This window comes from Clostridioides sp. ZZV14-6009 (genome assembly GCF_020658095.1).
In the GTDB taxonomy this organism is placed as follows: domain Bacteria; phylum Bacillota; class Clostridia; order Peptostreptococcales; family Peptostreptococcaceae; genus Clostridioides.
This window is the reverse complement of record NZ_JAGWDG010000009.1, coordinates 1-13207: the sequence shown is the minus strand read 5'-3', so window position 1 is coordinate 13207 and position 13207 is coordinate 1. Positions and strand designations below refer to the sequence as shown.

The following is a 13207-nucleotide window of genomic DNA, read 5'->3' as shown; positions in this document are numbered from 1 at the left end:
GTAGGATAATGTAAAGTTATTTGAGGGGGAAAACAAATGAAAAAAACTAAATCAAAGGTATTAAGTTTAACACTAGCAACTACTTTTTTCGTAGCAACAACAGCAAATTCATATGCTATGTCAGCAGCTAGAAAAAATCAAGAGGTAGGAGCTCCAAAATACAATGATGAGGTAGTATATATGTATTTATCTCATTTTGTAGATTTTGAAGGAGATAATTATGAAGAAGGTTTGTGTACATATATAACTAAATACGATAGAGAGGCTTATGATAGATATTTAAGTAGAGGTTCTGCTTTTAGAAGTGCTAATTCTATGCGTTTATTACAAATCTAATAGCATTGAAGGGAGATTTACCTTCATTTTAAAGAATATTGGACTGTATATGGAGTTGGAAATTTTATAATAATTTTAGAGTGTATGTTAATTATTTTTGATGACAGTTACTATTTATCCCATATAAATAAAAAATCTAATTCTGATAAATAATAAAAAGGGTTCACCCTAATTAGAGTGAACCTTTTTTTATAGTAAAATATGTATTGTTGTTAAATAAACATTTAAAAATTAATAATGGATGCTTTCAACTGCTCCACCCATAAAACATCCACTATCTAGCCTATTATACGTACAAGATAAATAAAATTTATACTATCTCTATATTGTCTTTAATGATACTTTTAACTTCACTCTTCTATTATACTTTCTATATAGACATAACATTTTTTCAATTGTTGAAAAGACTTCTTAAAAAGATTTGAAAATGCTACTGAAAATCCTTTAACATCACCTTTTTTTAAGTACATCAATATTTCAAAACATATCCCGAAACGTGTTTTTAAAATTTCGGGGTATTTTTCAGGAAAAAATCGCTCTATATAAATCCCAAATACAATATATTGCTTTAAATGCATAAATATTTCTTGCATTATATAAATTTCTGAACAATCCACTATTTTACATAGCAAAACGAAATCTGGATAGATATTGCATTCTTCAGAATTCTTTTGTAAATGTCTTAAATGAGCTTCTATATTTTCTATCACCACAGAATCTATATTCTCACCCACTAAAAGTACCACATCTTCTAATGTAATTGTAACAAACTCCATAGCATCTAAAAGCAATTTTAATCTTTTAGCTCCTTCTTTTGTTTTAATATAATCATCAGTATACTCAGAAAAAAGAGTTATATATGTTCCCTTTCCATTAATTGTTTTAGCAATTCCACATTCATTTAATTCATTATATGCACTTCTAACTGTTGGAAGAGATATATTATACTTACTAATTACAGAATTAATAGATGGTAGACAATCCCCTGTTTTAAGATTTCCTTCAAAAATTTGAGATATGATATCAGAAACAATTAAATCATATAGATAACAATTTTTTAATGCCATAGAACTAAAATTATCTCTAGCTTTCTCCTGTGAAATACGGTTTTTTACAATTTCCAAAGTAAATTCCCTATTTTTTTCATACATATAAATTAATAATTGTTTAAGTGCAGTAAAATTTCTATTTAATACATATAAATAAACCTGCTTTATTTGTTCAATATACTTATCTCGAAAAAAATCTACAGAACTATCATCTAATTTATCAATACTATAGGTTATTTGTGAAACCATTACATTACTCTGAATAATATCACAAAAAGAATGAATAAGTAAATTATTTGACTTGCTGATTAGTTTATTTATATATTTTAGTTTTTGCTCTCTAAATATAAAATGGTTTGAATTATTTTTTTCCATATAGCTGATAATATCATATAATTCTTGCAAGTCTTTTGATGTAAATCGCTCTATATTATAAACAGCAAGCGCAGGAAATATTAAGCTAAAAACTTGATACATATCTGCTATTTGCAAAATTTTCTCATACACCAATTCAGATTCCACTAATTTTTCACTTACATTATGAATCAATACTGGTCTAGCACCAGCTTTTGTTTCTATAAAACCTTCTTCTGATAACATTTTAATTACTGTTTTTATGGTATTTTTTGATACCATATATTCTTTAGACATTTTTTGAATGGAGTCGAGTTTATCTCCAACTACAATTTTGCCTGTATAAATTTGCTGAATTAAGCATTGAAAAATAATTAAATACTGTGGTTTTTTTTTCATATTTTTTCCTCTTTAATAATTTAAAATAGTTGCTTATTTTTATGCTATAAACTATAATTATTATGAACCATTTATATATATGGTCTAAGTTTTATAATCTTATAACACTGTAAAATATCCTACCATTATTTATAAATAAGTTAGAAAATTGTCAATAATGCAAATTTCTAATGAATATATACATATATTTAACAATGAAATGGTTTAACTTATTTTACAGAATAAGCAGATAGAATTATGGTAGTAATATAAAATGGGTGAACAAGATTGAAATACTCTATAACATAAACACATATGATAAAAAAATATAATCATATTAAAGCAATTTGTAGATATACAACTAAGATTCGCAAAATTTGAATACATTAGACTTATTCTATTTTAATTAAACACAATTTCACTTTAAAAGAGGATTTACTATGAAATACTATATTTTTTTAGCTATAGCTATTATATCAATAATTGAATTCTGTAATATTTATATATGCAGAATATTATCTGCCCAAAACAAAACTGTATCACCATATAAAAATTATAAATCAATATTTTTAATAAAACCATTAATTTTTTTGATAATGATGTTTACAAAATTACCATTACCACTATTTTATATATTATTTCATCTAATGAATCATAAGGCATTTTTAATAAATAATAAAAATGCTAATAAATACTTTATATCTAATATGTCAGTGATAAGTTTTTATATTTTTCACCTTATTACTTTAAGTGTAATATCACTCTTGGAAAATACAAGCTTATATACCCTATATATGGATACATACTATAGGTTAATTAGTATTTTAATAGCTTATACTTTAATTTTTATCTTGTTGTATTGTATAGATAAAATAAAAGAACATGTTTTTATATTAGTTCAAAATAATATAGAACTTAATTTGTTTTCAAAGTTTATTTGGTTTGCTATAGGATATATCTTGTTTGACAGCATACAGGTTATACTTTCACCTCCAAAGGCTTTAACTTCCTACTTTATAATTGGAAGTAATATATTATTAGCTTTACAAATAATTATATTTATTAATCATATATATTCTATTGAAAAAAATATTTATTTAGAAAAAGAACACCATAAATTAGAAATAACAAAATATGAACAATTATTAAGAGTTGACTTATTAAATAAAAAGGCTAATATTGATGATTTAACATCAGCATATACTCGAAAATTTGCTTTTGAAAAAATGCAATCTTATATTGATAATAAGTTATTATTTTCATTAGTATATATTGATTTGGATAAGTTAAAAACAATAAATGATACATATGGACACTTGGCTGGAGATAGCTACATTATTAGCTTCTCAAATATAGTTATTGACAATTTAAGAACAGAAGATATATTTGCTAGAATAGGAGGAGATGAATTTATAGTGATTATGCCTCAATATAGTGAAAATATTACAAAAGAAGTCATGGATAAAATACGTAATACCATGAAAAATCAGATATCTTTTAGTTATGGTATTGTAGAGGTATCCAGTAAAAATAAAATGACTCTAGAAGAAATTATTAATACTGCAGATATTAGAATGTATACTGATAAACAAAATAATCATAGAAAGAACAAAAACTAAAATGAAAATGTATATGATAATTATCCTAACAACGTTACCATGTTATTTATCTTATTATCTTTATCACTATAATTTTTTTAAATATCTTGATGCTATAACTGATAACTCTAAAAACAAATATAAAATATATATTATATATTCTTTATTTAATTATTCAATTTTTTTAATCTGTACCTATCTAAGGTTAAATTTAATTATAAACTGGACAATTTTTATGTTAGTTTTATTTACACAGATTAAAGTAACTTACTCCATGTCTAACATAAAAGCCTTTTTTTATTCATTAAACTGTACTATTATTGGTCTGTCAATAAATATATTTTTCAGGTCATTAATTTCGATAGTCTTAGATATGCCAGCATATTTATTTGATAGTAACTCTATTACAAATATTTACAGAGTATTTCCTATAGCATTTAGTTTTATTGTTACAGGATTATATTTTTATTATAAAATTTATAAAAATACTCAGATTAGCTTTGAAAATATCTTAGAAGATAAAAAAAATTTAATTTTTTTACTGAGTCTTATGTTTGTAATGTATCTATATTTGTGCCTGAGTCTAATGGTATACTATACTGTTGAAAACACATTAATTTTGAAGTTATATGGAATTAAATCATCCATAATGGTTTTAATAGGTAACTATATTGCAGAAAAATATAGCTTTAGAATCACTCAAATTAAGGGCTATGATATTAAAAACCAACTAGATTATTTGGAAAGTCTAAAAATAGAAGATGAAATTAAAAGATTGAGTGATACTGTATATAAAGACTTATTGACTGGTTTTTATAATAGGCCTTTTGCAAATAAAAAGCTATCAGAATGGAGATTTAATAACTATGAATTTACTTTATGTTTTGCAGATTTAAATAATTTAAAAATTGTAAATGATAAATTTGGACACCAGTTTGGAGATAAATACATATCCACTACTGCTCAAATAATAAAAAAATGTATAAATATAGAACAATCTTTATTGTTTAGGTATGGTGGAGATGAATTCTTATTTCTTTTATACAAGATAACTACTTCCCAAGCAGAGCAAATAATGATTGATATTAACCATGAACTATCAAAATTAAGTAACACTGAAGATTACCCTTATACACTTTCTATTAGTTATGGACTAGTTGAATGGGACGGAATATCTGATACTGAAACTTTAATAGCAAAAGCAGACTCCTTGATGTATGAAAATAAGCTTAAAAATAAGTAACAGTCAAATAAAACTATTATTACATCTCTAGTTATAATATATAAATTATTAATAATTTATATATTATGTTTTTGCTTAATTGAAATTAATCTATAAAAAATGTATATTGTGGAGGAGGCCCGATAATGTCAAAAGACACAGACTTTACAAATATTGAATACGACTTCTTAATGAACGCATTAGATGTAAGCGTAAGTAGACATCTAATTGATGAACATTACACTGTGGTTTGGGCTAATAATCGTTATTATGAAATGTTTGGTTATACAAAAGAGGAATATGAATCTCTTTTTCATAACCAGTGTGACCTTTTCTACAAAGAAAATCCAGATGATTGGAATGAACTTGTGAATAATGTCGCAAAAGCTTTCTCTAAGGGAGAGAGAAAATACGAACACCTTGGTCGTATGAGACATCGTAATGGGAAAAAACTTTGGATAAAATTAATGGGGTTTTTAACTGGAGAAGTTGTTGATGGATTCCCTGTTTCCTACTCTGTCATGGTTGATATTACAAGACAAATGCTGACTCAAATAGAACAAACTGTAACTTACAATAATTTTCCAGGTCTTATTGCTAAATTTAAAGTTACTGATTTTGGTTTCCAACTATTAGATGCAAATAAAAAGTATTTTGATATGTTTAAAAACAAAGTAAATTTTTTAATAGAAGATATAAATTCAGAAATTTACCTCGACTCTATTTATAAATATTATGATGATTTTAGAAATGGAAAATATATTTGCTTTCCAATTTCTCCACAGAATCTTAAAGGTGAAATTGTCCATATGCAAGTCATAGCTGAATGTATAGATTGGGAAGATGATAAACCTATCTATCTTTTGATATACTCAGATGTTACAAAATTAGTTGAGCAAAACAAAATTATTGAAGAAAATAATAAGGAACTAGAAAAACTAGCATTTACTGACCAGACTACAGGTGGAATGAATCGCACACAGTTTAATATAATAGCAAATGAAATCATAAGTTTGTCACCAGCTGGCACATACACTCTTGTTTGGCTAAATATGCAAAAGTTTAAATTAATAAACGATTTAGCAGGAAATATTGCTGGAGATAAGCTTTTAAAATATATCTACAACTGTATAAAATTACATTTAAATGAAGGTGAATTTGTTACTAGAATTTTTGCTGACAACTTTACTCTTCTTCTAAAAGAAGATAAAAAAAATATCAACTCCAGATTAAACGCAATAGTTACACATATTAATAGATTCAATGATAACAAAGATTATAAATATATGCTCTATTTTACTGCTGGTGCCTATATAATTAATGACACTTCTTTGGAAATAACAAAGATTCAAGATAGAGCAAATGTAGCTTCTAAATCTATTAAGAATATTGAAAATCATGAGCTATGTATTTTTAATTTCTATAGTAAATCAGATAAAGAAAAACTTATACTTGAGAAGAATATAGAAAACAGAATGTATGAGGCACTTGAGAAAAAAGAATTTCAGGTTTATTTACAACCAAAACTAGAATTATCCACCCAAGTTATATGTGGTGCAGAAGCTTTAGTAAGATGGGTTCATCCTGTTGAAGGAATAATGCCTCCTAATGAATTTATTCCCTTATTTGAAAAAAATGGATTCATTGTACAATTGGATTTATATGTGTTTGAAGAAGTTTGTAGTACTTTAAGAAAATGGATTGATAGTGGATTAAATGCAGTAAAAATCTCTGTGAATATGTCTCGCTATCATTTTTCATTCAAAGATTTTATTAATGCATATAAAGAAATAGCTGAAAAGTATTCTATCCCTCCACATCTTATAGAAATTGAAATTACAGAAACGATTGTATTTAAAGATGTTAAAGTGTTTAGTGAAATAATAAATGAGATTCATAAAAATGGATTTAAATGTTCTATTGATGATTTTGGAAGTGGTTATTCTTCAATTAATATGCTTAAAGATATCTATGTTGATACTATAAAATTAGATAGAGCATTTTTTAAATCAGAACGATTAGATTCTCAACGGGAAAGAGATATAATTGTTTCTATAATTGATTTATCAAAAAAGTTAAATATGACCACTGTAGCTGAAGGAATAGAGACTAATTTTCAAAAAAACTTTTTAAGAGAAATAAACTGTGATATGTTACAAGGTTATGTATTTTCTAAACCATTACCAATAAAGGATTTTGAAAAACTTATGTTTCAGAAATATACTAATTAGTGGTATAAAATGATTCATTCTAAAAGATATTTATTTTAAATATACTAATTAGCAATATGACATGATTCGTTCTAAAATAAAGAATAAATAATAGAAATTATTTTATATAGCTTTGTATTTTTAAATGCACATTTAACTATAAAATTCTTATATTAATATTCTTAATGATATGAATATCTATACTTTGTAAAAATAACAGATAAATTTAATACTTTATAAATTTAAATTTAAATTTAATTTTTTGCTAATATAAAAATGTATCGATTTATCTTAAAAAACAAAATATAAAGTGGAGAAAATTAATACCTCCACTTTATCCTGCCTTTATATTAATTTTTATATATTTATACTTTTATCTTTATATTTCTAGTTATTTATCCATACCTCTAGTTATTTTTTTACATTTCTAGTTACTTATTTTATTTCTTCTATTTCCTTTACTTTTTTTACTTCTTTTATAAGCAGTCTACAGCCCCTTAACATTTACTACTACTGCCTTAGGTCTAGTCATAGCCTCAATTGAATACTTAACGCCCTGAGTTCCCATACCAGATGCCTTCACACCTAAAAATGGGAAGTGGTCTGGTCCTCTCTCAGTCTTATTATTTATTTGAACAGTACCAACCTCAAGCTTATCAGCTATATAAAAAGCCTTATCAATATCACTTGTAAATACTGATGATTGAAGTCCATACTCTGATTGATTGGCAATTTCAATTGCTTCATTTATATCTTTAACTCTTATAATCGGAAGTACTGGTCCAAAAGGTTCCTCCCAAGCAATTTTCATATCAACACTTACATTATCTAACAATGTTGGATAGAATAAATTATTTTTTCTAACATTACCTGTTATTAATTTTGCACCTTTATGCAATGCATCATCAACTAATCCTTGAACAAAATCAGTTGATTTGTTATCTATAAGAGGCGTAATAACTACTTCATCCATTGGATTTCCAACTGTTAACTTCTCTACTAACGGTTTTATTTTTTCAACTAGTTTATCTGCGACACTCTCTTGAACCAAAATTCTCTTTACTGCTGTACATCTTTGACCTGAATATGAGTAAGCTCCAGCCACTATATTTTTGGCTGCAAAATCCAAGTCTGCATCTTCTAATACAATAGCAGCATCTTTTCCACCAAGTTCCAATAATAATGGTACCATTTTAGATATTTTGGATATATGTTGACCAACTTCAGTACTACCAGTGAAATTTATAAAGTTGATTCCTTTATGAGTTACAACATAATCCCCTATTTCGCTACCTCTACCTGTAATTGTGTTAAGTACACCATCTGGTATACCAGCCTTTCTCATAATTTCTACTAAATGAAGTGCACTAATAGCTCCTTGTGTAGCAGGCTTTAGGACAACTGCATTTCCACCAATAAGTGCTGGTGCAATCTTTGACATGGATAAATTTACAGGATAATTAAATGGAGATATAGCTAAGACAGTACCTAATGGAACTCTTGAAACATAAGACATCTTATTGCGTGTTCCTCCAGGGAAATTATCACCACTAATAGCTTCACCTTCCATATTCTTTCCTACATCTGCTGTATATCTTAAAAAATCTGCTGTTCTTTCAACTTCTGCTCTTGCAGATTTTATATCTTTAGCTATTTCAAGTACCAATATGTTAGCTATTTCATCCATATTCTCTATCAATAAGTCAGCTGCTTTATGAAATATATTAGCTCTCTTATATACAGGCATATCAGACCATACCTTCATACTTTCTTTTGTATTTTTAATAGCTTCATCTACTTCATGCTTTGTCATAGATTGTACTTTTCCAACAAGTGAATTATCTATTGGCGAGTAAATTTCTATTGGTTTTTTTGAATTGGATTCTACCCATTTTCCATTTATTAAATTTTTATATACATTTTCTTCTGTTCTAAGTTCATTAAACATATTTTTATTCCTCTCTGTGATATAACATTATGTATTTAAATTATAGCCATTTATTTGTTATGTAAACATTTCTTTTTTTCATAAACGTTTACCTCAAAAAAAAATTTATAATCAGTATTTTTTTTAATTTAAGTATCTTTGTAATTTATGTGATTTTATCTTAATATATCCCTGCAATTTAAATACTTCTCTCTTAAGGTATCCTAACTACTTTTGTTTACTACTTCTCTTTTTATCTATTCATTAAATTAGTTATCTTTATCAATTTATATATGATTTATTAACCTATTTAACTGAAAAACAATCTATAGTTTAATTTTTTAAATTAAAAATAACATAAATATAAATAGCTTTATACTTGACAAATTTATAAATGGACAATATCATATATGTATGACTAAAAAAACTTTTTAAGTCATACATAATACATGCTTATGGAAAGGATTGATAAATATGGCTAAAAGCTTTACAGAAGTTGAAAAAAACAATATAAGAGAAAGATTAATTTTAGAATGTGAAAACCACTGGTCTAGATATGGATATAAAAAAACTAATATTGACGAACTTTGTTCAAAAGCAGGAATTGCAAAAGGTTCTTTTTACACATTTTTTGACTCAAAAGAAAAGTTATTTTTTGAAGTATTAAATGGAATTCAAAATAGACTTATATCATCAATATACGAAATATTGAATAATATGCCTGCAAAAGAAGGATTTGTAGCATCTTTAAAGATGTTATATCGCTTATATGACAAAAACCCATTCTTATATTGTCCTAGAGATTCTGATTCTATTGCTTTTTTAAATAAATTACCTAAAGATATGGTTTCAACGCTTGAACATAACAATATACAAAGCTTCTACGATTTAATTGAAAAATATGATTTTAAACTAAAAATAGAGAAAGAAAAAGCCTTTGGTGTTTGTAATGCTCTATTATCAAGTCTACTGTTAAAAGAAGATATTGGATATAACTATTTTGAAGTATTTGATTTCATGATAGATAGTCTTGTAGATGACATGTTTGAATAATATGATGTGCTAATTTTGCTAGATTATATAAGTAAAATAAATGATTATGTAGAATAAGTAACTATAAAATTAAATAAACAAATTAAATAAACAAATAAATTGAATTACACAGCAAAATAGCAAATTTTGTTTTTCTGTTAAAATTGCTTTAAAATTCTTTTAGGAGGTCTCTATGATTGAACTAATACAAAAACTAAACGATGCTATATATAAAGTAAATGAAAAATTAAACATACATACAAAACTTGTAGACCCTGGTAGTGAACTTATGCCTTTTTACTCTATTCTATCTATAATATTTTCTATATTTTTGATAGTGTTAGGAATTAAGATAAAAAGAACATTTCCAATAGTAATTGGTGTTATAACAATTATTATAAATATTTTAATAATTTTAGATAGGTAGGTGTATATATGACAAAATCACTAAATACTTTCAACAGAAACTTCAACTTAATGGTATTAGGTCAAATAATTTCGCTGTTTGGTGCCTCAATACTTAAATTCGCTTTATCTCTATACATACTTGATATAACAGGAAAAGCAGGAATATTTGCCACAATACTTGCAGTATCTTCAATTCCAATTATAATATGTTCCCCTATTGGTGGAGCTATTGCAGATAAATTTAATAAAAGAAATTTAATGGTTATTTTTGATTTTTCAAGTAGTTTAACTGTTCTAGTCTTAGCATTATTTTTATTTAACAATAAAGGTTCAATACTGCTTGTAGGAATTATCATGACCCTACTTTCAGTAATAAGTACGATGTATCAACCCACTGTTCAGTCGAGTACACCTATCCTAGTTGATAGTAAAAATTTAATGAATGCAAATGGTATAGTAGCTGGAGTTGCATCTCTTACAAATATCGCTGGACCTGTGCTAGGTGGTGTTTTATATGGCATTCTTGGAATTAATGCTATTGTAATTATCAGTTGTATAAGCTTCTTTTTATCAGCGATTATGGAAATATTTATTCAGATGCCTTTTGTTAAACAAGAACAGTCTGGTAATATCATAAAATCTATCTTTAATGATATAAAAGATGGTGTTATCCACATATGTAAAGAAAATCCTACTCTATTGAAAATATTATTTATAGCAATGGCATTAAATCTCTTTTTAACTTCAATGCTAATTGTAGGTATCCCCTATATAATAAAAATAACAATGGGTGCTAATGACACCTTATATGGTACCGCACAGGGAGCAATATCATTTAGTTCACTGGTAGCTGCTATAAGTGTTGGCATGTTCTCTAAACATCTAAAAATTAGTAATTTATATATATATCTTTGTGTATGTGCACTGATGTTTATTCCAATGGCATTTTCAGTATATCCATCTATATTAGAAACAGGGTTGGCAGTACCATTTTTAATTCTTGTAATATCCTCTATGTTAATATTTTTCATGACAACAATTATCTCAATATTTGCCATAACAATCACTCAATTAGAAACTCCAAATGAACTGTTAGGAAAAGTAATGGCAATACTTTTTGCAGGAACAGCCGCCGCAATGCCTCTTGGTCAGGTCATATATGGTAAACTTTTTGATTTATTATCAGATAGAGTTTACATTATTATCATAGGCGTTGGTGTAGTTACATTCTTTATAGCAATTATTTCAAAAGTAATGTTAAAAGACAAAAGTGCAAAGTACAACAAATAGAGATTTTATTATATATCTAATTGTATTTTTCATAAATAATATCAGTATAACATTTATATTCATAGATGCATTACTATGTTTAATTTTAGTATTAACTTTACAAAACATACAAAACTATATAACTGTAGCATAATATACGAATGTGTCATATACACTGATAAAATTTTAATTTTCACTAATTTCTGAATTTAAGCGCAAAATTATGTATTAGTGTGTTGACGTATTGGAAATTGATTGATATAATCAATTAAAAACAAGCTTTATAAAAATTCAAAATATTCAGCTAGAGGAGTGATAGTAATGAGTTACATGCCAAATTTAGAACAAGCATGGGAAATCTTAAAAAAATACAATAAGGAAGAATTTCATATAAGACATGCTCAAATTGTATCTGGTGTTATGAGATATTATGCAAAAGAATACGACCCTGAAAGAGTAGAATTTTGGGAAATCGTTGGACTTTTACATGACTTAGACTTTGAGATGTATCCTGAAGAACATTGTGTTAAGCAAAGAGAATTAATGACTGAACTTGATTTAGATAAGTCAATAATCGATTCTACTGTAAGTCATGGATATGGATTAACTGGCTCAGATGTTAAACCAGAGCAATTTATGGAAAAAGTTTTATTTGCTGTAGATGAGCTTACTGGATTAATTGGTGCTGCTGCAATAATGCGTCCTTCAAAAAGTGTATCTGATTTAGAATTAAAGTCTGTTAAAAAGAAATTCAAAGATAAGTCTTTTGCTGCTGGCTGTTCTAGAGACGTTATAAGAAGTGGTGCAGAAATGCTTGATTGGGAACTTGACAAACTTATACAAACAACTATAGAGGCTATGAGAAGCCTAATTCCAGAAATGGAAATATAGGCTATCATACATATAAAGTAAGTATAATAAAATCAAATTAAATACTAAAACAACTTTATTTATATAAAGTATCTGATTATTTATTTATCAATTTAATAGTTTCATTAATAAGCAGTTACCTTGATACAAACATTTTGTTAATTTAATAATTTTATCAATATAACATAACTTTAATTGCAATAGAAGTTACATCTCTAAAGAGTTTTTCTCCTTTCGATGCAACTTCTTTTTTATGTTATGTTATCTACTGATTCTACCCCTGTTATCTACTTCTAACCACATCATCTATAAATCTCAGATTTTATATTTTAAAACTCATTATATGTACAACTCTCTATATGTATAACACACTATATGCATAACTCACTATATAACACACTAATTTAAATAGATTCTTATAATTGACACACTCCCCATAGCTAAAGCAAGGGGATTCTTGGTGGCTAACGACTTAATACTATCTAAACGATAGAATCATAGGTGGTTACAAAGCCAAGCTACTTGGACGGTGTCTTCGCCACTACTACCTTATA

The 13207-nt window shown here is 26.3% G+C and carries 10 protein-coding genes; 8 read left to right on the top strand and 2 right to left on the bottom strand.

The genetic code is table 11. The features are described 5' to 3' along the window. The first annotated feature begins 36 nt into the window (after positions 1-36). Positions 37-336, top strand: a complete 300-nt coding sequence (locus KGF36_RS12295; RefSeq protein ID WP_227828803.1) for a hypothetical protein — start codon at positions 37-39, stop codon at positions 334-336. Positions 337-686: 350 nt separating this feature from the next. On the opposite strand, the gene KGF36_RS12290 is transcribed toward KGF36_RS12295, so the two are convergent. Continuing rightward, positions 687-2138: a GntR family transcriptional regulator gene (locus KGF36_RS12290; protein WP_227828804.1), complete on the bottom strand. Its 1452-nt coding sequence runs from the start codon at positions 2136-2138 to the stop codon at positions 687-689. A 419-nt stretch (positions 2139-2557) separates the two neighbouring features. On the opposite strand from KGF36_RS12290, the gene KGF36_RS12285 reads away from it, so the two are divergent. From KGF36_RS12285 to KGF36_RS12275, 3 genes are all read left to right on the top strand, one after another. Next, a complete protein-coding gene (locus KGF36_RS12285; protein ID WP_227854769.1) occupies positions 2558-3736 on the top strand; it encodes a GGDEF domain-containing protein in 1179 nt (392 codons plus the stop codon). A gap of 565 nt (positions 3737-4301) precedes the next feature. Beyond that, positions 4302-4958 (top strand): GGDEF domain-containing protein, encoded by a 657-nt coding sequence (locus KGF36_RS12280; protein WP_227854768.1) that lies wholly within the window; start codon positions 4302-4304, stop codon positions 4956-4958. A 125-nt stretch (positions 4959-5083) separates the two neighbouring features. Next, positions 5084-7168 (top strand): EAL domain-containing protein, encoded by a 2085-nt coding sequence (locus KGF36_RS12275; RefSeq protein WP_227828807.1) that lies wholly within the window; start codon positions 5084-5086, stop codon positions 7166-7168. Positions 7169-7634: 466 nt separating this feature from the next. Here KGF36_RS12275 and KGF36_RS12270 read toward each other — a convergent pair whose 3' ends face one another. Beyond that, positions 7635-9095: an NADP-dependent glyceraldehyde-3-phosphate dehydrogenase gene (locus tag KGF36_RS12270; RefSeq protein WP_227828808.1), complete on the bottom strand. Its 1461-nt coding sequence runs from the start codon at positions 9093-9095 to the stop codon at positions 7635-7637. A gap of 453 nt (positions 9096-9548) precedes the next feature. Here KGF36_RS12270 and KGF36_RS12265 point away from each other — a divergent pair, with 453 nt between their 5' ends. The 4 genes from KGF36_RS12265 (at position 9549) to KGF36_RS12250 (ending at position 12674) form a co-directional block, all read left to right on the top strand. Further along, positions 9549-10127, top strand: coding sequence for a TetR/AcrR family transcriptional regulator (locus KGF36_RS12265; protein WP_227828809.1), 579 nt, complete (start codon positions 9549-9551; stop codon positions 10125-10127). Positions 10128-10299: 172 nt separating this feature from the next. Then, a complete protein-coding gene (locus tag KGF36_RS12260) occupies positions 10300-10533 on the top strand; it encodes a hypothetical protein (RefSeq protein ID WP_227828810.1) in 234 nt (77 codons plus the stop codon). Between the two features lie 8 nt (positions 10534-10541). Next, positions 10542-11804 (top strand): MFS transporter, encoded by a 1263-nt coding sequence (locus KGF36_RS12255; RefSeq protein ID WP_227850491.1) that lies wholly within the window; start codon positions 10542-10544, stop codon positions 11802-11804. A gap of 300 nt (positions 11805-12104) precedes the next feature. Further along, entirely contained in the window at positions 12105-12674 is a 570-nt protein-coding gene (locus KGF36_RS12250; RefSeq protein ID WP_227433591.1) for a hydrolase, read from the top strand. The last annotated feature ends 533 nt before the right edge of the window (positions 12675-13207 follow it).